The sequence below is a fragment of the Photobacterium frigidiphilum genome (assembly GCF_003025615.1).
Lineage (GTDB): Bacteria > Pseudomonadota > Gammaproteobacteria > Enterobacterales > Vibrionaceae > Photobacterium > Photobacterium frigidiphilum.
This window is the reverse complement of sequence record NZ_PYMJ01000022.1, coordinates 62,658-86,357: the sequence shown is the minus strand read 5'-3', so window position 1 is coordinate 86,357 and position 23,700 is coordinate 62,658. Positions and strand designations below refer to the sequence as shown.

The window sequence follows — 23,700 nt, the reverse complement described above, 5'->3', positions numbered from 1 at the left end:
TTTTTATGACGTTAGTCAGAACAGAGAGATACGCGAAGGCTAAAAATGCTATATCTGGATAAGTAATTATGAACAGTACAATATTTAATGACGCAATGACATTATCATCAGAAGACTTAGAAACTACACACCAAACAGCTCAAAACTTATCTCAGGCAAAAGTGAATCAAGAATACCTTATTAAAGGTGTGGTTGCAGGCGATGCCGACATTGAAAACTTCCTATTTACACTGGGGTGTTTTAAAGGTGAAACCATCACATTGATTTCGATACTGTCAGAGAGTTACGTCATCAGCATTAAAGATGCGAGATACAGTATCGGAAGTGACTTAGCACAAGCTGTGCTCGTCTAACGTTCATATATAAAAATACAAGCGATTAACGCTTGGCAATCTTAAGGTGACAATCAATCCAGCGGAGGATTGTCATGCCTACCTATAGTAATGATTATCATCATCATTGTTATTATCATTACTGTATATTATAAGGAAATTTGTTTTGAAAATAGCATTAGCAGGTAACCCTAATAGTGGAAAAACCACTTTATTCAATGCGTTAACGGGGAAGACCGCCCATGTTGGCAACTGGGCGGGAGTTACCGTAGATAAAAAAGAAGGACTAGTAAAGAAAGCGTTTAATAAAACGGATGCTGAAATTACTGTCGTTGATTTACCCGGCGCTTATTCAATGTCACCTTTTTCTTCAGAAGAAGCGATTACGCGAGATTTTGTGAAGAATGAAAAGCCAGATGTGATCCTTAATATTGTCGATGCCACAAATTTAAGTCGTAGTTTATTTTTCACTACTCAACTTTTAGAGCTTAATATTCCGGTTGTAGTGGCACTGAATAAAAGTGATTTAACCAAAAGCAAAAAAACAATCATTGATATTCAAACATTAAGTAAATTGCTGGGATGCCCTGTCGTTGAAACGACCTCTACAAAAAGCGCTAAAAATGGTTTAGATAATGTTGTATCTACAGCCATTGAGCTTACAGGCAAACACCAAACTGTGCCTTTCGTTAGTGATGATGTTGATTTAAGCAATGCTAAATTAGTCGAAGCTTCAGATATTAAACGCTTTAAATTTGTAAAAAACATCGTAGAAAAAGTAGAACAAAGAGAAGTCAAAAATAATAGACAAACAGTACAAGATACTGTCGATAGGGTTGTCGCTAATAAATGGTTAGGACTGCCTATTTTTGCAGTGATCATGTGGAGTGTATTTTCTATTTCACAAACCCATTTAGGGCCGATTTTAGCAGATCTTTTGGTGGGTTGGATTGATGCATTTTACGGTTTAGTAGAAGGATTATTAGGTAGCGACGTTTCACCTGTATTAGGCGCGTTACTGTTAGACGGTATAATCGGTGGTGTTGGCGCTGTAGTCGGGTTCTTACCCTTGATCATGGTGCTATTTTTCTTGCTCGCATTACTTGAAGATTGTGGTTATATGGCACGTGTTGCGGTCATTATGGATCGCTTTTTCAAACATCTTGGTTTATCTGGTAAATCAATTATCCCAATGGTTATTGGTACTGGATGTGCAATTCCAGGCATCATGGCAACAAGAACAATACAAAACGAAAGACAAAGAAGAACAACTGCGATGTTAACCCCATTCATGCCTTGCGGTGCGAAACTTCCAGTCATTGCATTATTTGCAGGTGTCTTTTTCAATGATGCAGCATGGGTTGGAACATCTATGTACTTTCTAGGCATTGCTATCATCACCTTTGGTGCATTGGTTGTTGTGCGTATCACGGGCGAAAAAAATGCGCGCTCATTCTTCATCATGGAATTACCTGAATATCGATTCCCAAGTGTAAAACGAGCCGTTATTTCTACTCTCTCAAGAGCGAAGGCATTTATTATTAAAGCGGGTACCATTATTCTGCTATGTAACGCCGTTGTACAAGTAATGCAAACATTTAATTGGCAGTTTGAGGTGGTTGCTGAAGGTGCCGCTGGAACAAGTATCTTGGCAAGCATTGCATCACCATTTGCATTAGTGTTAATACCACTCGGATTTGGTGTATGGCAATTGGCGGCAGCTGCAATCACAGGGTTTATTGCAAAAGAGAATGTGGTTGGCACATTAGCGGTTGTTTATGGCATTACTAACTTTATTGATACAGAAGAACTTGCATTGATTTCTGGCGGTTCAGATGTTGCAAGCATTATGGGCTTATCTTCAGTAGCTGCATTATCGTACTTGATCTTCAATCTATTTACGCCACCATGTTTTGCTGCTTTAGGTGCAATGAACGCAGAAATGGAAGATAAAAAATGGCTATGGGCAGGTATCGGATTCCAATTTGGTATGGGTTATGTCGTTGCCTTTATTACTTATCAGATCGGTACTTTAATCACAACAGGAGTATTAGGCCAAGGGTTTATATACGGCCTAGCGGTTACTTTGATACTTGTAGGGACTTTGCTTTACTTTATATATAAAGGTGAAGGCTTGGCTCAAAAAAAGTTAAATATGCATACAGCATAGGGAACTCGTTATGACAAATATAATTGTATCTCTCGTAATAACTGTGATTATTGTGCTCGCTATTTTAAAAATAGTCAGTGAAAAGCGTAAAGGTTCAACCTGTATCGGATGCGCTGAGAGTGGCCAATGTAGCTCTGCTAAAGCAGTGAAAAAAGCCCCTTTTATAGGCCAAAAAATAGAACTCAAGCAAGTGATATAAAAATTTCATCATTAAATAATAAATAAGCCGAAAAAAGTTTATACACTCTTTTCGGCTTATTAGTATCAAATACTCGAAGTGTTATCGTCTTGTTCTTTGGAAGTAGACTGGTTCTTCAGGTGCAGTAGGTGCTACAGGTTCAGAATAAGTAGGTGCTTCAGGTTCTGTAGGTGCGACAGGTTCAGAATAGATAGGAGCTTCAGCTGCTGCTTCTTCATCTTCCTCAGCTAACAATAAAATATGATTTTCAACATAGGCAACGAGTGCTTGCTTGTAAGTTGGAGAAAGTTGCTTGAATAGTGAACGCGAGGTTGCAGCTTCTCCACCGTGATTCATGACGGCATCGGTGATCGTTGGTGAGCGACCATCATGCATGTAAGGTGCGGTTGATCCAGCTCCCCATAGTGGTTGGGTTATAAACACAGATGCACCAGTGCCTTCCTCATCGACTGATTCTGCAACTTCATACCCAAGATCATGACGCTTTAGGTCTGAATATATATCAACACTGGTACGCCCATAATTGTCTTTTTTAAAGTTACCAAGGTGTACAACATTGCCATTTGGCAAGGTAATAATATTATCTGGCATGTCAGCAGCTAAATCGAAGGTGATAGCATTCGCCGGTGTTAAGCCGTGGCTAGCAGGTGAATCCCCGTTAGGGAATAGGACGTCTCGGTGCGTGGCACTTTGGCTTGGCTCACTAAATATTGAGTCATCAAGGTAAAGGGTTGGTACGTGACAAGAAGCGCACTGCACTTGGTTAAAGAGATCTTTACCCTTTAGAATATCCGCTTTTTCTTGGTAGCTTAATTCCATTAAACCAAGATCAGCTAACTCTGTTTTAGTGACTGGACGAGGTTGGCCTGCTTGGTAAATAGCAAGCGCGGTAATGTCTCCGACACTAATTTCATTGATTATACCATCATAGTCTCCATCATAATTACCCACAAGTTCTGTTGCTTGTAACCCTATCTCGTTATTTTCTGCTCCTCTAACAAAGCTTCGAATACTAAGTTCAACCCCTTTCCATTGTAAGGGTTTAACGATCAAGTCTTCATCGACACCTTCTACCATCGAAGTGTCTACGCTGCCGTTTGGGTTCGCTTTTATTTTTCCGAAAGAGATATTTTTTGCAATTAAATCTTTAGTCACCATAATGTTATAACTGGTTGCTTTTGCGATAGCCGCAGCTTTTATTGCAAGTAGTTCTGCGGTCATCTCTTCTGCTAGTTTTTGTTTCGCACCAATACCAAAAATATGCGGAGGCTGGCGAGTAATGAAGTCTCTTATCATTCCGGTACGCTTCGGATCGCGAACATTATTGGCTGAAATAGGGCCTGAACCATCACTAACCGCTTGGAAGTGGCACTCAATACAAGCCTGAGAGTTTGGACCTGTTACTCGGGCTGGAGTGTGGTTTGCCCATTCCCCGTAACCGTCTAAATCCATTCGGGGAAACTTCGCATAACGTTGACCGCCTCCAACATTTGCCCCTGCACCATCTAGCTCATTTGCAGGTACTTCAAATAATTCGTCACCGACTTCAAAGGCGGTAATAAATGCTGCGGCAGGATCATTACTAACAAGTGTATTAAGGTCAGATTGTTCTATGTGCTCTAATTGAGGTTCATTCGTTTGGCTACTCTGATTTAAATCACTCGAACCAGACGCGTTGGCCTGCGAAATAGCAAATAGCACAAGTAAAGAAGTCAAAGTTCTTGTTGGACGTCGTTGTCTTTTATTTTTAATGTGTATCATAACTGCCCCTATTTGATTTTATTAAATAATCTGAGGTGTTCTTCTTGATAGCGTTATATTGTCGCCACCTTTTTGTGTGAATTATTACGGTTATTAATAAGGATAACCAGTGTAGTGATTATAACAATGTGGATTAAGCTGATTGTTGGTTTTATATTAATGTTAAGAATGATGTTATTGATGGTGAGATTGGTTTTAATATAATTAATAATTAAATCACAATGATAATAAGTATGTTTATTTTAAGAAGGGTGTTAATTGTAAGAATTTACTAATTATCATCCAATGGTCTGATTATTGGATGGATTGTTTACTTTTTAGTTATCCCGCACTTATTGTGCGGGTATATTTTTATCGTAGACTAGTTTTCTATGAGTCGAACTTTTATTTTCCTTACAATTAAGGGAAGGAAAGTATTAAGTAAGGTGGCAATAATAATTAAGCTTATGCCCGTTACTTTATTCCATTCTAAAGGTTGGTTGAAAAACATGATTTGCCAAACGGATGAAAATATCAAGTTAGTGAAAATTAAAGGTGCGAGTTGTGAACTTGAATTGGCTAATTGATAAGCCTTAACTCGGAATATTTGGGTATTTACGATACACACAGCCAGTAAGATCAACATAGATAATAATGTTTGTATATCAGCTATATCACTTGCTGTTTGTTGAAGTGTTGATTTGTTGGTTTGAAAGAGAACTAAAGGGAGTGTAATAACCGCAGCAAGTAGAAAGCCCCAAGCGTTAAGTGCAATAGGCGATAACGAACCTTTACTCACTCGGTACAAACTTATTTGAGAGCCTGCATTAAATACCCCAGCCCCTAAACCCACGAGAAGTTCAGGTTTTAATTCTACTCCTGATGTATTACCTGCCATTAAAAGCACACCTGTAAATGTGATTGCTAAATTGATCAAGGTGGCGCTTTGTATTTGTGTTTTGAATAATAGTTTTTCTAACAAAGGAATAAAAAGAGGACCGGTGCTAAATAAGACAACCGTTTCGACTAAGCTAAGGCGATTGATTGCAAATAAAAAGCATAGTTGGCTTGCTGCGATACAAAAAGCGCGTAAACCTAATGCTTGCCACATTTTTCTATCGGGAACAGCCCATTTGGTTAGTGCCATTAACCATAACAACAGTACAGCTGGAAATAAAAAACGTAGAAAGCTGAGCATTTCAATACTTAAACTATCACTCAAAAACTTAGCCAGTAAGCTATTGAGAGATAAGCTAAACGTTGATATCAGCATGAAAATTACAGGGCGTAAGTCAGTTGTCATTTTACCACTCCTTAGAGACTAAAAAGTGTAGAACGGTTGCACTCATCAAAAAAGCGAATAATATTAACTTAAACTGTTAGGAAAACTTACAGATGAGAAAGTTAATTCCTCTTAAATCTATTTATGCTTTTGTGGCTGTTGCAGAAACGGGTAGCATGACTGAAGCTGCAGCGGTACTCAGTGTGAGTCACTCGGCAGTAAGTCAGGCAATAAAGGCACTAGAAACTCAGCTAAGTTTACCTTTATTTCGTCGGGTTGGTCGTCGGGTTGAATTAAACCAGAATGGTCAAAAATATTATCGAAAAGTCGCTCCTGCGTTAGAACAAATTGTGGATGCCAGTGAAGAGCTAATGCATCACAATAACATCAATCATAATCGTTTAATGGTTAACATGGTGCACTCGCTAGCTTTGCATTGGTGGATCCCTCGTGTACCTGAATTTCAAGATATTGCTCCGCATATTGATGTCCGTATTTCGAACTTAACGCAGACGTTTGATCTGAATCGAGAAGGTATCGATGTCGCACTGATTCACGGTAAAGCAGATGAATGGAAAGTGTATTACTGTGAAAAGTTAGGGAGTGATGAGCTAATTATGGTCTGTAGCCCGCATTTACTTGAAGGGTTAGATGATAAATCCCCTGCAGCCCTGTTAGATAAATACCCAGCTATCTTTGTGACGAACCTGCGCCGAAAATACGATTGGTTAGTATGGTGTGAAGCTAATGGTTTTATTGTGCCTAAGAAGCAGAAGAATTTAACCTTTACTGCTTCTATACAAGCGGTACAAGCCATTACTCGACGTTTGGGGGTATTGATTACACATGAGCTATTTGTGCGTGATGATATTCGTCATGGTGTATTAACCAAGGTGGGTGAAGCTGTGCCCAATCCACATCAAGATTTTTATTTTGTATGCCCGCCTGAAAAATTAACCCAAGAAAGTGTACTTACATTGCGCTCTTGGTTGCGTAAAGAATTTATAGGATCGGTACAAACACGTAACGGTAATAAATAGGCGCTCACCGTATTGTTATTCAAATGAGTAGGACGGGATGTCATGTCACAAAGTCACCTGTTATTTAACGCGTAGGTATGCTTCTTAAAATGATGGCGTTTAGTGTCATTGTGTCTGTAAGGCATATGTTAAACAGCTAACCAGTATAAAGAGGTTGGTCATGATAACTGAACTCAGAATTAATGGAATAATTGAGCCTTATCTGAGCTATTCAACAAAGCCTTACATTAAAGTCCTTCGAGGGTGAAAGAAGAATGACTAAACGCGGTTGATATCTGTTTCTGGGAAGAAGTTAGCCCAGATGATCCAGTACGCGGCAGCCTTAACGGTTTCTACTCGTGGTAGCTTCCCGTATGGGGTCTGACCGTAAAAGTCAATTTCAGTGAGCGTTTCACCTGTTGTGTTGTAGAAAATACCTAGGCTTTCAAACTTGTAGTCGTAGCTGACAACAATCTCTTTTCCGCCAACTGTTGCATTGATTGGCTTGTCGTGAGACTTAACGAAATCCACTGTGTACGCTACATAGTCGTCGCCGATATTCAGACCATAAACTAGCTCTTTGTTAGGCAGACGCGTGTCAATATGTTTGATGGTCGGGAAGGTTGGGTCGACGCTGGTTGCTTGATCGACAATCGCATGGTCGAAAATCAATTCCATAATAGGGTCATAGATTGCTAGGAATGGGTTTTCCCAGAATGATGCCTTCATATCCTCAACTAGGTAGTCGTTAACAAAAACCTCACCCTCTGGGAAAGCCTTGGCAAATTTTTCAAATGGCATACGGTAGGTTGGCCATTCGCGCATTTTAGCGTCAACACTGTTGTTGCGATCGGCTTCTGTTTGTCCCCATAGCTGTTGAATGGGTTCGCCGCTATTTTTGTCATACATGACCAGGTTGTTTTCCAATTGGTTCATTGGCGCAAGATCGAGTTTCTGACCGTTGATTTCCGGGGTGTAAGCCATACCTAGGTTGGTTAGGCCGCAGTAGGTCATAACGACGTTTTCACCGCCTAGCTCGCCGTTACCGACAACGTGAGGTCGAAGCAGCTGCTTGTCTGAGTGTGCACGGGCCTTACCGTTGATTTCCAGAACAATCACGCTTTCGTTAGGCGCATAGTATTTGGTTGCCTGTTCAACAGACACGAATACGCCGTTATCCATACGCGCACGCATCATGATATGCGGGTTGATCATACCGCTGTAAAAATTGAAGCAGAATAGCAAGGTAAGGAAAATCAGTGGCTTATTGTTGATGATGTCGCGTTGTTTGTATTTGAGATAAAGGACGGCAAAAAATGCGACCAAGCCGATAAACGCAAGTAGATAGCGGTTATACCAAACCAACATAGTGCTTTCTCGGGGAGACTGGATAAACCACTGGCTGATATCGGCCAAGTCTTTAAACAGGAAACCAACACAAATCTGGGCGAGGATCATACAGGCCCAGAAAATGCCCTTGGAGTGTTTTTTGATAATGTCTTTCATTGTTATATTCACTCTGGTAGTACTGATGGAGTGAGTCTAAAGCGGGCAAATTGGAAGATAAACCGTCTGTGCTGGAATGAACTGTGCCAAAGTATGGCACAATAAGAATGGTGTTACTCGATGCTCCCCTCGATCGAGTCGATCCTAGCCTGTAAAAGAGCTTCAACCTCATCAAGAAGCAGCTTTACTTTATTGGGAACATAACGACGAGAATGGTAGACACCGTAAAGCACTTGCTGAAATGCGTATTGGCCGCCAAATAGTCTGACAAGTTTGTTTTCCTTAACCTCGTTGCTGACCATGATGGTTGGCAAACAGCAAATTCCCTGATTTGCCACAGCCAAGGCTCTTAGCACATAAGGTGAGTCGACAGTACATTTGTGGGTTAGTGGTAATTCTTGTTGGTTAAAGTACCACTCCATCGCTTTTTGATTGTTCTGGTTCAGGGTTAGGGTAGAAAATTGGTGAAGATCGGCGGGAGTCTTGGGCTCGCCATCAATTGCTAGATAATCAGGGCTAGCGAAGTAATCATAACTTAATGTTGCCAGTGGGCGCGCGATAAACGAAGAGTCCGATTGGGTGCCAATATTGAGCAGTAAGTCAAAGCGCTTTTCAGCCATTAAGTGCTGAGGCTGGGAGTCCGAATGAAGGTTTAAAGAGATGTCTGGGTAGTCCTGACAGAATTGTGCAACATGATCAACACAGAGTTCAAGAATGCAGTCCGGCGCGTAGAGCGTAAGCTTACCGGAGTAATCCCCCTGCTTCTGGGCGATCTCTTTTTCAGTGGTCTCGACTTCCTTTAAAATCTGCTGGGCTTTGTGGTAGAAGGCTTCACCGACTTCGGTGAGGTGTAGGCGACGGGTTGTTCTTTCTAATAGTCGGGTTTTCAGGCTTTGCTCAAGATCCCGAATACGGCGGCTGACCGTTGATTTAGGGATCTCGCAATAGTCGGCTGCTTTTGTAAAACTACCTTGTTCAACTACCTTAACAAATAGTTCCATATCATCCAGTTTCACACGATTAACCCCCTGGTTCTGAAACAATAAAGTCTATCACAGTCCCTCTGTTGCAGAATAGTTATCACTGTTAAAAATTAACCAATTAGAGGGGCGGTAGCAGAGGATATATGTCCCGTTATTGGCTTTGTTGAATCGCTCAGGTACTGCTCAATTATTCCATTAACGCCAAACGCCATCATTACATTAAAGCCGTATTGTAAATGATATGTGCGCTAAATTAGCCCAGATCAACAAAAGCGCAGTTATCGCGGCGTTTCAAAAGACTTCCATTTACAGCCATTACGTCATGATGTAAAAATCACATCACTCTCGATGTTAAGGCTTCTGCATGCAAACGACTCTCGACCAAGCAATGTTACAAATTGCACTCGATCTCAATTTAAACTTGCCTTCAGGGCACCATTACCAACGTTTAATGCAGTCACTGCAATCAGTACTACCTTGTGATGCTAGTGCTTTGTTTATTCTGGATGATTCTGGTTTATTGTCTGCAGCTGCCGTCAATGGTTTATCAGATGAAGTACTCGGTCAGAAGTTTGATCCGCAGCAACACCCTCGTCTTCACGCTATTTTAACCAGTCGTGAGCCGGTACGATTTCCTGCAACGTCAACTTTACCCGACCCATTTGATGGATTATTAAAAAATGATCCAAACCGCTCGATAAACGTGCATGACTGTATGGGTTGTAGTTTATATGTTGAAGATCATTTAGTCGGGCTTATCACTCTTGACGCTATGCAGGTCGGGGCTTTTAACAGCATTGATGATATTACCGTTGCGACCTTTGCAGCGTTAGCCGCGGCGACAATTAGAAATGTAAATCAAGTTGAAGCCCTACGAAAAAGCCATCGCCAACAGAAAAACATGAATCAAGTCTTGATCCAAGAAGCGCGCAAAAAAGGTGGCGAGTTAGTGGGTGTAAGCCCCGAGATCCAAAGCCTGCGTGATAATATCAGTATGGTTGCCTACTCTGATTATGCGGTACTCATCAGTGGTGAAACAGGCACAGGTAAAGAGCTCGTCGCTCATGCTGTACATTCAAATTCGTCACGCGCCACACAGCCGATGATTTACGTAAACTGCGCCGCACTACCAGAGTCACTGGCTGAAAGTGAATTGTTTGGTCATGTTAAAGGTGCCTTTACTGGCGCAAACAGCCATCGTGCAGGTAAATTTGAGCTGGCTGATGGCGGTACGATATTCTTAGATGAAATTGGTGAGTTACCTTTATTAATGCAAGCAAAATTGCTACGCGTTATCCAACAAGGTGAAGTGCAACGTGTCGGTGCAGATAAGAACTTAATGGTTAATGTCCGCATTATCGCTGCCACTAACCGTGAGTTAACCGAAGAAGTCGCTGCAGGTCGTTTTCGAAGTGACCTATTTCACCGCTTAAATGTATTCCCAATAAACGTACCCCCGCTGCGTCATCGACAAGGTGATATAGCGGTATTATCTGGGCATATACTTGACCGAGTTCGTACCCAATTCAATGTGGCTAAATTACAATTACACCCAAAAGCCTTAACTGCACTAACGGGTTACAGTTGGCCTGGTAACGTCCGAGAATTAGAACATACCTTAATGCGTGCAGGCCTACGGGCTATTCAGGCACAGCAAAGCTTGATCTTACAGGAACACCTGTCTGATGAAGTGAGTCATACTTACTCCTACTCGGCAGAATCAGAAGCAAATGATCTGCCCACGACATCGTTTGAACTACGCGGTGCCGTTGAAACTTATCAAACCAAGCTTATTTCCCATGCCTTACAGCAATCAAACTTTGTGTGGGCGCAAGCAGCGGATTTTTTACAGATGGATCGCGGTAATTTATACAAAATGGGGAAGAAGCTTGGCATTGAACCCAAAGAATTACGTACTGCAGAGCTAGTATAAAATTAATATAAACGCACTTGATGTAATTATTACATCGGGTGCGTTGTAATAACCACATCAAGTGTTATACCGACAAAAAACAAAAGCATTAAAAATCAATAAGATAAAAGTTGGCACGTTAAGTGCTATTAGTTCTCCAAATCATCGTTAATTCGATATTAATAATATAATTATAACGGAGTCCTAAATGTTCTGTATTCAATGTGAGCAAACTGTCCAAACCCCTACGGCTAAAGGTTGTTCTTATACTCAAGGTATGTGTGGTAAAACGGCTGATGTGTCTGACCTACAAGACGTATTAGTATTTAACTTGCAAGGCGTATCTTTCTGGGCAGAACTAGCGCGTAAATACAACATTATCGATGCTGAAATTGATGCTTGGGCACCACGTGCTTTCTTCTCTACATTAACTAACGTGAACTTTGTGCCAGAGCGTATTACTGAATACACTGAAATTGCCGAGCGTTATAAGATTCAATTAAGCACCCAAGTAATGGCAGCAGCAGCAGCAGCTGGTGAAGTATTACCTGAATTATCACCAGCAGCGCAGTTTGTGTTACCAGCAACCGCTGAAGAGATCATGAACTTTGCACCTGAAGCGGCTGTAAACCGTGGTCACGAAGAACTGCATGAAGACATCATTGGTCTACGTTTATTATGTTTGTACGGCCTTAAAGGTGCTGCAGCATACATGGAACATGCAAATGTACTTGGTCAAAGTGAAGAATCAATCTGCGCTGAATACCACCAAATCATGGCGTTCTTAGGTACTGATCCAACAGATGCAAATGCTCTGCTTGAAACATCAATGCAAATTGGTCTACTTAACTACCGCATTATGGAAATACTTGACCGAGGCGAAACAAATACCTTTGGTCACCCACAACCAACACAAGTAAACGTAAAACCTGTTGCTGGTAAGTGTATTCTTGTTTCTGGTCATGACTTACATGATTTAGAAAAAATTCTACAACAGACTGAAGGCAAAGGCATCAACGTTTACACCAATGGTGAAATGTTACCTGCACACGGTTACCCAGAATTAAACAAGTACCCACACTTAGTGGGTAACTTCGGTAGCGCTTGGCAGAATCAACAAAAAGAATTTGCTAACTTCCCTGGCGCAATTGTGATGACATCTAACTGTCTAATCAATCCAAACGTAGGTCAATACGCAGATCGTCTATTTACGCGTAGCATTGTTGGCTGGCCTGGTGTTGTTCATATTGAAGGTGATGATTTCTCGCAAGTTATCGAATGTGCATTAGCACAAGAAGGTATTGCGCATACTGAAATCGAACACATGATTACTGTTGGCTTTGGTCGCAATGCATTAATGGCTGCTGCACCTGCAGTTATCAATGAAGTTAAAGCGGGTAACATCAAACACTTCTTCCTAATCGGCGGTTGTGACGGTGATAAAGAAGAACGTAGTTACTTCACTGACATTGCTGTTAATACACCTGAAGATTCAGTTGTACTTACTCTGGCTTGTGGTAAATACCGTTTCAACAAGAAAGAATTTGGCGACATCAATGGTATTCCTCGTCTATTAGATGTGGGTCAATGTAACGATACTTACTCTGCAATTCAGTTAGTGTTAGCATTGGCAGAAGAGTTTGATTGTGGTGTGAACGAGCTACCATTAAGCATCGTTTTATCTTGGTTCGAGCAAAAAGCGATTGTTGTATTATTAACGCTATTCGCTTTAGGCATCAAAGGTATTTATACCGGCCCAACAGCACCTGCATTCTTAACTGACAACTTAATCAAAGCATTACAAGATAACTTTGATATGCGCAGTGTTGGCGATGTTGAAACTGACTTAGCGACTATGTTAGCGGGTAAATAGTATTGGCTAATAAATAGTGATCGTTAGCAAATCGAGCTCGCTAATAAATAGTACTCGTTAATAAATAGCGATCATATGCTGCATTGGTTAAAGGCGTTCGACAGTTATCAAACATCGATCGACTTTAATCAATGCTCATTCCCCTTCTTACACACATTCAACCTTTAATTATTACAGCCATGGGTGCAAATAATGTCTTCTTCGAAAACGCCTTCATCTACACTATCAGCACCGGCTCTTAAGCCACTTAAACTAAATAGTTCAGGTCTTGGTCAATCAACAAAACCTTCATCACCAAAGCTATCTACACCTAAGCTGAGTTTTTCACTCGGTGGTGATTCACAGAATACCGCTAAATCAGACACCACAAAAACATTTGCAAAGCCGCTATTTGCTAAACCAAAGTTGGCTGCACTCTCTCTTGGCGAATCAACCGCAAATGCTATTAAAAAACCAGCGCCATGGTCACCATCAACAACAGCATTAATCTTAGTCAAACGTGAAGTAGAAACACATGACTCGATGAGCTTTACCTTTGCAGCCGCCAATGAAACATTGTTTGATTTTAAGCCCGGTCAGTTCGTGACATTAGCCGTCAAAATAGATAACAAAACACATTATCGTGCTTATTCAATTAGTTCTGTACCGCAACAAAAACAATTACGCTTAACGATTAAACGCGTACCGGATGGTTTAGTGTCTAACTGGCTTGCAGACAATCTAAATATCGGTGATAGCTTGTCAGCATTAAACATTGCGGGTCAATTCAATAGCAGTGATTGCAAGCACAAGTCTAAACTACTGCTTATCAGTGCGGGTTGTGGTATCACCCCCGTCATGTCGATAGCCAAAACATTGTTAACGCATGATAGCGATACTGATATTGAATTCTTACACTGTGCCCGAGACAAAGACAACGTTATCTTCCATGATGAAATGAAGACGTTACTTTCTCAGCATAAACACTTTAACGTGCAATTACTGTTAGAAAACAGTGAAGGTTTTGCAAGTTTTAGTGCTGATGACAGTGCTAATAAAAAGACGGATAGCAGTGCTTTGTCACATCAAACTGGCATGGTGAGTTCAGACGTTATTCAACAGTTATATCCTGATCTGAAAGAACGCACTATCTTCCTGTGCGGCCCTGTTGGCTTTATGAAAGCGGTAGAGAATATTGCTCAAGAAAGTGATTTCGATATGGCAAACTTCTTCCAAGAAAGCTTTACCCCTGCAGCAAATAACGAGCAACAAGATCAGATCTCATCAGACGCTTCAACAGCCAGTGTCATGTTGCACGTTCCTGATTTTTCTGTAGAGAAAGAGGTAGTACAAGGTTCATCACTATTAGAAGTATTAGAAAATAATGGTGTACCTATTATTGGCGCTTGTCGCGCTGGTGTTTGTGGTTCATGTAAATGTAAAGTCACCAAAGGCTCAGTAAAGTCGACCAGTACTGAAACGCTTACCGCTGAAGAAATAGCACTAGGGTTTGTATTAGCCTGTTCAAGTACCGTTGAGGAAGATGTTGCTGTAGCACTCAACTAATACTCATTATTGCTTCATCATTTAATATAGTCTTCATGGCCAATCTATTTAGATTGGCTTTTTTATATGTCACTTACGCCAAATAGTATTATTTTACGAAGCATACCTACGCGTTAAATAACGACCGTGAGTACAACCTGATTCTCTAGCAAAGAGGATAGTGTCGGTTTTAGTGGGATATTTTACGTTGCTCTAAACAGAATAGAACAAAAAGGAAAGTTGTCGTTAATTACAGGGTTAGTGATTGATTTAATCGGGTGGTTCTACGTTATTTATAAGCGTGGAGGCTGTGTGAGATTACATGGTGAATGTAATCTCATACAAAAAGCAGTTCATTTAACATAGCTTCATGTCTCCAATACTTTGTAGGGCTGTCTTTTATTGGCAGGGCTACATTTCTACATGTTGCGGTTATGAACGTATAGCAGGGTTGTTGTTTATGCTTTTAACAGTTCCGAAGCGATGATTGTGCTTACCGGAATCAGTAAGAGCATGAACGAGACTTCTATATCGGAAAACCAATTATGGTTAAGAGCATGAGTACCTAACGCGACAGCAGCGAATGCGACGAGTGGATACATGATTGATTTTTTCATTTTTCACCTTGCTGAGTATTGCCTCTAAAAAGAGAGGAGGGCGAACTTTCGAGGCGTAATAATCAATCTGAATCGATGAAATAGATAGTTTTTTGAGTGAAAGCTCAATTTTCAAGAATGAAACGACGATCAATATTTCTATAAATATCAGCGAGGTATTACTCGAAATTAGGTTTTGTTCACAAGGTAGTCAGTCGTTTTATATCTTTATTATGAAGGGATATTCGTCACTAATAAATAAACAGCCCGCATATCGGGCTGTTTTTGCATTTGATCACTCTTTATTCAATACCGCAGCTTTACGGTTTTATTGCCAGTTCAGGCAGTACTGATGGGAATCCCCAACCATTTTCACCAACAACGACGTTTTCGCGTGTGATGTATTGATAAATTGTGGGAGCGAGTGAGCCATTAGCCACCGACTTTAATTGTTCGCCATTACCAACTGGCGCGCCCCAGAATCCAATAAATGCATCTTTTTCAAGGTAGTGTTCACCAGCATGTCGCCCTGGCACTATGGTGTTATAACCAATGCCTTCTTTGGGAAATAGATTAACGGTGCCTGCGCGATCTTCATCATAAAGATGGGCGAGCTGATTCACCGAATCAGGCCGTGGCGTCATACTGGTTAGCTGTCGCCATTGCTTTTGATTACACCAGGTATCAGTATCATTTTCTTGTGCGTCTGTGATACACATCTTAATGAGTTTTTGTTTTTCGTAATGTTCTTGCGGGGTTAATGCTCGGCTATAAGGATTGGTAGACTCAATGTCGAGTAATTGCGGTATGTTACTCGTTGCGAGTGAGGAATAAAAAGCCCGTTCTCCCTCTCGCTGAATACTTTCGTCAATACGTTTACCATCGCGATGAGCGACAAGACGAATAGTACAACGGGTGAGGTTACAGTTACTTTCACGCACAACCAGATAGTCGAGAGTTTCACTTAAGCGGTTACTGATCTCACTGATCATATCGATGGATTTATCTTTAACTGTGCTATCTAGCGGTCGCCATTGCGTTAATTCGTTGTAATGAGGTTGGAATGACCACCCCTGTGCCGAGTTAAAGAAATCCATCATGAAATTACCTCCAGCTGTCGAGGCAACCACAACATCGATACCTTTATTCGTTGGATAGTTCAGTGCATTGGTTATCTTTGGCCCTTCGCCCTCATCGGATGATATTTTTTCTATTTTTAAGGTAATGCTATAGTCTTTTTCGAGTTGCTCTAGTACTTGTTTTTCAGGGTTTAACGCATAGAAAACGGGCGTTAATCCATGATCACCTGCCATTCCCCACAATGTTTGATCATAAATTTCCGCATCTTTATAGGCTTGAGTAAATTGTGTTAACCAGTAATCGAGGCGGTTTAATTCCCCTGTGGGCGCAATGACCTCGTCACTGAAAGGGCCAGTGAAGTGGGCAAAGTGATCCGGCCATGGATTATAGATCAGTGTGTAATCGGGCATACCCTGTTCATCACGTTGTGCCAATTGAACAATCTGTTCATGGATGTGCTTTTTCTTGGTAATACGAGTGAGCGGTGTCCATAGGCTAATGTCTTGGTAATTATTGATCTGCTTGATCAAGGCCGATCTTGCTGCTTTTAGTTCTTTCTCAACTTCTGCGCGGTTAGTGAGTTCACGTAAACAGCGTTGCTCACCAAAATCACGTATTGCTTCACCGACGCCGAGGTTGATTAATCCGTCATAACTGACCTGTGCGTTCCAATCGTATTGTGCATTACAGTTCAAGGTTTTTAGGTAATTAAGACGATCAAACATTGTTTGTACATGGTTATCTTCTATCAGGCGATCGAGTTGCAAAGCATCGTTACCGAAGAAGTAATAGGCGCGATCTATTTCACGGTCAACAAAGTGAAAATTAGGAATGCCTGTGCCGTCATTACCCGCTACATTTGCCCCTGTCATTATGATAGGAAGGTTTCGTACGCTAATCGTGGGTGTCGATGAAATACCGGATTTCGCAATACTACGAGAATAGTTTTGATAAAGAGATTTGAAGAACGGTAAGTAATGCGCATCGTTTGTTGATGATGGGTTATTTGTTGCTAACGATGTTAAATAATCCAACTGTTGCTGGTGTTCAGGCTGGATTGTCTCTTCGTGTTTTGGTTGGTATTTAATCGCGTTAAGATGCGTAGCGTAGGCATGATCAATAAATGGATTATACGATTGAGTCGGTGAGTTGTTTCCTGCCAGCGCATTGATCATGCCTTGCTGTAAACCATCAACCGTTATTTGTACGCCATAACGTTTATTATTTTGGCTTTGTAGAAATTGAATCAGCTCAGACGGATTCTGATTGAATGTATTTTCCATCCAACGGCTGAATGCATCGATACGGTGTTGTTCTAATGAGTATTGGCGGTAGCCTTTTAAAACATTTAAGCGAACGAAATCGACCAAGGTTATTGTGATTGCTTGAGCTTTATTATTTGGCTTATGGGCATTTTCAGGCTTGGCATCATCAATAATTGCCATGATTGCCGCTTTAATTTCACCGTCTTCTATCGATTGGCTATATTGGGCCATTAGCTCAATAACTAACGCTTGAATTGTATTAATGGCAGTCAGATCATCAGGGCTTTTCGTTAGGTATGTGTAGCGTTCAGGCAGATTATTACCCAATAACCATTCATCGTTATTAAAAAGGGTATCGTAAATAGTGACCATTGAGGCGATGAACTGATTATTAAATGATAACCCTGTATTTTTAGCCGTATTATCGGCTGTTGCTGTCGAATTTATATCGGGTTCATCGTAGTTCAATAATGAGTGCTCGTACTGCTTTAGAGCTTGTTTTGTGTATACCGTTTGCAGATATTCTTTGAATATATCGGTGTTTTCTAACCCGGTATAGCGGTCGTAAAACATATACAAGAAGTGCCCAAGTTGTATTGAATACAAAGGGTTAGTTAAGCGGCTGATAACTCGAGCTTTCACTTTAGCATCAAGTGGAAGTGTTAGTATGTATGCGTCTAAAGTGACACCACCAATCGTAAATAAGGTCGCATCACGGGTGGTGACTGCTGTCTTATTGATACCCGAATATATTTTTTCTTTAATGATCTGAGTGGAATTATAGAAAGCACCGACAATAGGCGTACTACCAATATCAGCTTGTGCTGAAGGGTTGAGCATACAGCTGCTTATTAAAGCAGCAGAAAGCATGAGTCGATACGGCTTTCGTGGATTTTTTGAGGCGTATGTTAATTCTACGCAGTGGCGATAATCGAACTTCACCATTTCTAGTGCTCCATTCATGATGATTAATATACCCAAGAAAACTCGCCCATAAAGGAGGGATGTCGGCTATACAATGGCAAATTCCGTTTGCTTGATTCTAAACCATGAACCATAAATACGTAGAAAAAATATGTGGTAAATAGAGCGGTAACAAATTTTAACGATCACATTGGATTTGTTACCACCTGCTATTTAGTGTGAATTAAAAGCTGTAGCGATAACCGACTTGGTAATTGGTCTCATCTAGGTTATCCCAATGACGGTAACCTGCATTTAACTCTAACGCAGAGTGTTGTGTGAATTCGATCAAGTTGGTGAGGCGCAGTTCATGTTGCCCTTTGTTACCAAAATCGGCATAGCGGTATGACGGTTCCATTTGTAGCCAACTTAGTGGTTTGAAACGCAGCCCTAACTCTGCAGATAATCCGCTACCATCTTGGCTGAATGAACGTTTTTTACATTCTTTATTGTTGTCTAAAAGACCACAGCCAGTATTGATATCCCGTTCCGCTCTGTAGCCTGAATAGCCCATAGATGCATATACGCTAGTGTTTGTCGCTAGCGGAATGTAGTAGCCCAGTGCGAGGTAGTCTTGGCCTAATGTTGACGAAGAGCGGGTAGTGGCGCCAGTGCGGTATTCTGCAAAGAAGTGGTCGTAAAAATTCCAGCTGCCGCGAAAGTAAAGCCCATGTAAGTATTTGCTGTCGTCACTATTGTTGTATTTGTCAGCAAAATATTGCCCCATGCCGTTTTCTGCAACACGGGTGAATTGATAACCACCAGAAAGGAAAGAGTAAGACTGAGTGGCATTGGCGGTAAGGCTAGTGAGTGCTATTGCTGCTAAAAGTAATCGTTTCATTGTCATTATTGTTATTTATTTAAAAGGTAGAGGTATGATAAATATCAATAGAACAATATTCAATAAATAATTGCACATTGTTTTATAGGTGTATTCGCCTCTGTGTTTATAGCCGTTTTTATTGCGATAAAAGTATCTTTTTCAACAGAAATGGGTATTTGAAGTAATTTAATTTATTTTAATGTGAATTTGCTGGTGAGCTCTCAATATATTAAAGGTAAAAAAGAATATTATTTTCAGTACAAGGAATGACCGCAAGCGTTTGCGCGGTAAAACAATATTGGCTATAGTGCCTGCGCCTCGCTGCTGCGGGGCATTTTTGTATATAAATCTTATCAAACCGATTAAAAAGGAAAGTGAATGACGTTTTTCAAGCCACTTACAGCATTATCTGTTGCCTTGATTCTTGCTGGCTGCTCACAAAGCTCTCAACCTGACGCTGTATTTAATTTAACAGTGGCACATATTAACGATACTCACTCTAACTTTGATCCTGTTAAGTCGAGCTTTGAAGCGAACGGCAATAAAGTCTACAACGAGTTCGGTGGATACCCACGCTTATTGACGATGGCTGATGAATACCAACAAGATGCAAAGCAAAGAAATGACAGCTTTTTGTTCTTACATGGTGGTGATGCGTGGCAGGGTAGCGCTTACTTCAAACTGAACCAAGGTGCGATGAATGCTGAATTGCTAAGTAAAATGAACATTGATGCAATGGCATTGGGCAACCATGAATTTGATTTGAATAACAAAAAATTAAATAAATTCATTGGTAGTATTAATTTTCCTGTTTTAGCGGCAAACATTGATGCTAGCGAAGATGCCGATCTAAAAGATCAAACTAACCTACGTCCATTTATGGTTTACGCATTTGATGGCAATCAGAAAGCCGTTGTTGATGATCTAGATAAATTACCAACCGATAAAGATCTGGTAGCGGTATTCGGTATCGTACTAGATGATATGGCAAATATTTCACCCAACACGGGTGATGTGCAGTTTTTTAATATGGTTGAATCTGCGCAGACTACCGTTGATATGTTAAAAGCCAAAGGTATTAATAATATCGTTGCAGTGACACATATTGGTAATTCAGTTGATGTGGATATCGCGTCAAAAGTGAATGGTATCGATCTGATTGTTGGTGGCCACTCACATACATTATTGGGCGATTTTACTAATTTAGGTATGAACAATGACGGCATCTACGCACAATTGGTGAGAAATCCAAATGGTGTAGGTCAGACGTGTGTTGTTCAGGCGGGTCAATATGCTCAAGCGATTGGTCGTCTGCAAGTCGGTTTTAATCAGCAAGGTGATGTCGTTAACTGTAATGGTAGAAACACATTATTAAGCAATGATGAATTTTATACTCAGCCCGCACGCCAAAAAAATGAAAAGTTTGACGCAGCAGCCACACAACGTGTTGTTGAGTTTATTGAGCAAGAAGATAACATCGAAATTACGGATGAAGATGCAAACATGCGTAATTTAATCAATGTTAAATATAAGCCAGCGGTTGATAAAGCATACGGAAAAACAATCGCACAAGTACCTGTTGAGATTATTCATGAGCGTCGTCCGGGCGATCGTGGTACCGACAAACACGGTTCAGATGTTGCACCTTTAATTGCTGAAGGTCAGTACTATTGGGCGAATACAGCAGCGGTACAGAAAGTGACTGGCATGAAGGTGGATTTTGCACTGATTGGTGCTGGTGGCATTAGAACAAACATTGAAGCGGGCGAATACCGTGAAGGTAATGTGTCGTTAGAAATGCTGCCATTTTCTAACTTTATGTCGGTACTGCCCGTTAAAGGTAGTGCGATTAAAGCATTAATCGACAGTACAGTAACCGCGACCTTACCTGAAGGGTCACATGCGGGTAAGTTCCCTTATGGCGGTCATATTCGTTACAGCTTTACTGAAACAAAAGCGCAAGAAGCAGGCAAACTTGATGCTGTTGAGATAATGACAGGCACAGAAGCAAACCCAGTGTGGACGAAAATTGATAACAACAAGGTGTACAACATTGCGCTGAATAATTACAACGCAACGGGTAACGATGGTTGGACACCACTGTATGAAGCACAGAAGAACAGCTCGGGTCGTGTCGATTTAGCTTACGTTGATGGTAAGTTAACAGGCTATGATGTGAAAAATATCGCGAAAGTCGGCAATAAATACAAAGTAAATTACCAAGGTGCAGCGCCTAATTGTAAAGCGGCAAACACTGTGTGTAATACAGATGCTCAAGCGATGATTGATTACATTGCGGCAGAACGTCAAACAGTTATGCCATTAAACTACGAAGTGGTGACGTTTAATCGCGCACAATAAACAGTTTTACATGTTGTTTTAGTATTGTTTAATACAGACAGTGTAACGCTATTTAAGGCCATCAAAAATGATGGCCTTTTTTGATCGTATCAGTTAATCGTGTTAGTTAATGTTATCTGTTGGGATCATTTGCGATAACTGCTGTTGAAGCCAGCTAATGAATGCGGTGTGTTGTGAATCATCGGTATGGCGTTCTTTGTATACCACGTAATCGTGGTGGGAAGAAATGAAGCCGAAAGGAGCAATAAGTGCCCCACGCGCTAAATCATCTTTCACCAAGGGATATGATCCGATGGCAATACCTAACCCGTCGATAGCGGCTTGTAAGCAGAAATAAAAATGATCAAAATGACGATGTTGTCCATCTAACAATACTGTTTGTTTCGCGTCTGTTGCCCATGTTTGCCAAGCTGTTGCACGAGTATGTGTGTGCAATAATCGCAAGGCTGCTGTGTGCAAAGAGGTATTCTCGTTTGCTTCGTTAGGGCAAATTGTTTGCCAATATTCTGGTGAACAAACAGGACCGACCCACTCCTCTACTAAGTGTACTTTGTCATAATCTTGATCTAGAGCGAAATCATCACGGCGAATTGCGAGTGAAAAACCAGCCCGTTGTAAGTTTACTGATCCGCCTGCGGTTGATAGACGCACATCAATATCGGGATGTTGATCTTGGAAATTGACTAAACGCGGCATTAGCCAGCGCATGGTCAGTGTTGGTTCACAAGAGACATCAATGGCTGTATGTGACGACATTATGACTTTATCTATTCCCACTTGTAGCGTGCTAAAGGCATCTTGGGTGTAGTGTGCCAAGGTTTCACCATCTGATGTAAGGCTGACATGCCGTCCATGACGAACGAACAGTGGCTTACCTACATAGTCTTCCAATACTTTAATTTGTTTACTGATGGCACCGTGTGTCAGGCACAACTTTGTTGCAGCCTCTGTAAAGTTTTTAGAGGTGGCGGCAGTATGAAAAATTTGAAACGCTTTTAAATGCCTCATGTGAATTAAGCTCACAGTTAAAGTGACTTTTATTCGATTTTAGCGAGTGATGAAGTTACCTACAATAGCTACATGTTGTTATGAAGGAGTGAGCAATGGAAATTGTAGGTTTATTGTTATTGGGTATCTTAATCGTTATAAGTCCTGGGGCTGATTTTGTTTTGGTGGTAAAAAACAGTTTAGCCAATGGTCGTCGTGCTGGCTTATTAACAGCGTGTGGCATTAGCACTGCGATTGGTATACATGTCGGTTATTCAATGCTAGGCGTTGGTTACTTAATTTCACAGAATGCGGTGTTATTTTCACTGGTTAAATATGCAGGCGCAGGGTATCTGTTCTATTTGGGAATTACTGCATTGTTTGCCCGCACGTCTGTGATGTTAGAGAAAGGACATACGACGGATCTGTCTGGTGCTGCGTATTGGCGACAAGGCTTTTTCTGTAATTTGTTTAACCCAAAAACGATGTTGTTCTTCATAAGCTTATTCAGTCAAATTATCACAGCTGAAGGCAGTAGCCCTGTGTTGGCAGTATTGTATGGTGGATATCTTGCACTACTTCACTGTTTATGGTTTGGTCTTGTGGCTTATGCTTTATCTGCACCTGCATTTGAAGGTTATGTGAATCAGTGGAAGCAACGAATTCAACAACTATGTGGTGTGGGGCTAATGGGATTAAGCGTGGCATTGGTATTAAAAAGTTAGGGTTATTTAAATATGATGCAATGGGCTGCCGCACGATTTGTAGGCTGAAAAACAGCGGTTAGCTCACAATTTTCGGTTGTTCGCTTATCTATATGAAAAAACATGCTTAATTACAAAAGGGGTGTATTTGTGCCCCTTTTTTCTGCGGTACCTCTCATCTTCCCTCTTTAGTTGCAAAATTGTTATTTTTTGTGTCAATTAGCCCTGTTCATTTTATCAATATTGCGACCATAATTTAACGTGAGCTTAACATTTAGTTTTGATCACATGATGAATTAGTCAATTCGACAAGGTGAATGTAATACCACTTATCGTTTGTCTAAGCATTTTTCAGGACATCCCACTTTCATAACAATAAAA

General features: G+C 40.9%; 17 protein-coding genes. 9 read left to right on the top strand and 8 right to left on the bottom strand.

The window, feature by feature from the left end; translation table 11 throughout:
* The first annotated feature begins 68 nt into the window (after positions 1 to 68).
* The 3 genes from C9J12_RS19115 (at position 69) to C9J12_RS19105 (ending at position 2,701) form a co-directional block, all read left to right on the top strand.
* Positions 69 to 353, top strand: a complete 285-nt coding sequence (locus tag C9J12_RS19115; protein ID WP_011221893.1) for a FeoA family protein — start codon at positions 69 to 71, stop codon at positions 351 to 353.
* A gap of 145 nt (positions 354 to 498) precedes the next feature.
* Positions 499 to 2,502 (top strand): ferrous iron transporter B, encoded by a 2,004-nt coding sequence (gene feoB / locus C9J12_RS19110; RefSeq protein WP_107244168.1) that lies wholly within the window; start codon positions 499 to 501, stop codon positions 2,500 to 2,502.
* Positions 2,503 to 2,512: 10 nt separating this feature from the next.
* A complete protein-coding gene (locus C9J12_RS19105) occupies positions 2,513 to 2,701 on the top strand; it encodes a FeoB-associated Cys-rich membrane protein (RefSeq protein ID WP_107244167.1) in 189 nt (62 codons plus the stop codon).
* An 81-nt stretch (positions 2,702 to 2,782) separates the two neighbouring features.
* Here the strand turns inward: C9J12_RS19105 and C9J12_RS19100 are convergent, their stop codons facing one another.
* Both C9J12_RS19100 and C9J12_RS19095 read right to left on the bottom strand, forming a co-directional pair.
* Entirely contained in the window at positions 2,783 to 4,462 is a 1,680-nt protein-coding gene (locus tag C9J12_RS19100; protein WP_107244166.1) for a di-heme oxidoredictase family protein, read from the bottom strand.
* A gap of 361 nt (positions 4,463 to 4,823) precedes the next feature.
* Complete coding sequence (locus C9J12_RS19095) at positions 4,824 to 5,744, bottom strand: DMT family transporter (protein ID WP_107244165.1); 921 nt, start codon at positions 5,742 to 5,744, stop codon at positions 4,824 to 4,826.
* 92 nt (positions 5,745 to 5,836) lie between these two features.
* Between C9J12_RS19095 and C9J12_RS19090 the strand changes: the two genes are divergently transcribed.
* Positions 5,837 to 6,763: a LysR substrate-binding domain-containing protein gene (locus C9J12_RS19090; RefSeq protein WP_107244164.1), complete on the top strand. Its 927-nt coding sequence runs from the start codon at positions 5,837 to 5,839 to the stop codon at positions 6,761 to 6,763.
* Between the two features lie 258 nt (positions 6,764 to 7,021).
* Here C9J12_RS19090 and C9J12_RS19085 read toward each other — a convergent pair whose 3' ends face one another.
* Positions 7,022 to 8,248, bottom strand: coding sequence for a DUF3179 domain-containing protein (locus tag C9J12_RS19085; RefSeq protein ID WP_227876413.1), 1,227 nt, complete (start codon positions 8,246 to 8,248; stop codon positions 7,022 to 7,024).
* A gap of 113 nt (positions 8,249 to 8,361) precedes the next feature.
* Positions 8,362 to 9,264, bottom strand: coding sequence for a LysR family transcriptional regulator (locus tag C9J12_RS19080; RefSeq protein ID WP_107244162.1), 903 nt, complete (start codon positions 9,262 to 9,264; stop codon positions 8,362 to 8,364).
* A gap of 331 nt (positions 9,265 to 9,595) precedes the next feature.
* Here C9J12_RS19080 and norR point away from each other — a divergent pair, with 331 nt between their 5' ends.
* The 3 genes from norR (at position 9,596) to C9J12_RS19065 (ending at position 14,561) form a co-directional block, all read left to right on the top strand.
* Positions 9,596 to 11,164 carry a nitric oxide reductase transcriptional regulator NorR gene (norR, locus tag C9J12_RS19075; RefSeq protein ID WP_107244161.1) on the top strand — a complete coding sequence of 523 codons (1,569 nt, stop codon included), beginning with the start codon at positions 9,596 to 9,598 and terminating at the stop codon, positions 11,162 to 11,164.
* Positions 11,165 to 11,351: 187 nt separating this feature from the next.
* Complete coding sequence (gene hcp, locus C9J12_RS19070; RefSeq protein WP_107244160.1) at positions 11,352 to 13,016, top strand: hydroxylamine reductase; 1,665 nt, start codon at positions 11,352 to 11,354, stop codon at positions 13,014 to 13,016.
* Positions 13,017 to 13,208: 192 nt separating this feature from the next.
* Positions 13,209 to 14,561 carry a hybrid-cluster NAD(P)-dependent oxidoreductase gene (locus C9J12_RS19065; protein WP_107244159.1) on the top strand — a complete coding sequence of 451 codons (1,353 nt, stop codon included), beginning with the start codon at positions 13,209 to 13,211 and terminating at the stop codon, positions 14,559 to 14,561.
* 437 nt (positions 14,562 to 14,998) lie between these two features.
* Here the strand turns inward: C9J12_RS19065 and C9J12_RS30755 are convergent, their stop codons facing one another.
* From C9J12_RS30755 to C9J12_RS19055, 3 genes are all read right to left on the bottom strand, one after another.
* The gene (locus tag C9J12_RS30755; protein WP_006228515.1) at positions 14,999 to 15,157 is read right to left on the bottom strand and encodes a hypothetical protein; all 159 of its coding nucleotides are present in this window, start codon (positions 15,155 to 15,157) and stop codon (positions 14,999 to 15,001) included.
* A 299-nt stretch (positions 15,158 to 15,456) separates the two neighbouring features.
* Positions 15,457 to 18,426 (bottom strand): alkaline phosphatase family protein, encoded by a 2,970-nt coding sequence (locus C9J12_RS19060; RefSeq protein ID WP_107244158.1) that lies wholly within the window; start codon positions 18,424 to 18,426, stop codon positions 15,457 to 15,459.
* A gap of 202 nt (positions 18,427 to 18,628) precedes the next feature.
* Positions 18,629 to 19,285 carry an outer membrane beta-barrel protein gene (locus tag C9J12_RS19055; protein WP_227876412.1) on the bottom strand — a complete coding sequence of 219 codons (657 nt, stop codon included), beginning with the start codon at positions 19,283 to 19,285 and terminating at the stop codon, positions 18,629 to 18,631.
* 360 nt (positions 19,286 to 19,645) lie between these two features.
* Between C9J12_RS19055 and C9J12_RS19050 the strand changes: the two genes are divergently transcribed.
* Positions 19,646 to 21,628, top strand: a complete 1,983-nt coding sequence (locus C9J12_RS19050) for a bifunctional metallophosphatase/5'-nucleotidase (protein ID WP_107244156.1) — start codon at positions 19,646 to 19,648, stop codon at positions 21,626 to 21,628.
* A 102-nt stretch (positions 21,629 to 21,730) separates the two neighbouring features.
* Here the strand turns inward: C9J12_RS19050 and C9J12_RS19045 are convergent, their stop codons facing one another.
* A complete protein-coding gene (locus C9J12_RS19045) occupies positions 21,731 to 22,636 on the bottom strand; it encodes a LysR substrate-binding domain-containing protein (protein WP_107244155.1) in 906 nt (301 codons plus the stop codon).
* Between the two features lie 95 nt (positions 22,637 to 22,731).
* On the opposite strand from C9J12_RS19045, the gene C9J12_RS19040 reads away from it, so the two are divergent.
* Positions 22,732 to 23,340, top strand: a complete 609-nt coding sequence (locus tag C9J12_RS19040; protein WP_107244154.1) for a LysE family translocator — start codon at positions 22,732 to 22,734, stop codon at positions 23,338 to 23,340.
* Positions 23,341 to 23,700: the final 360 nt, after the last annotated feature.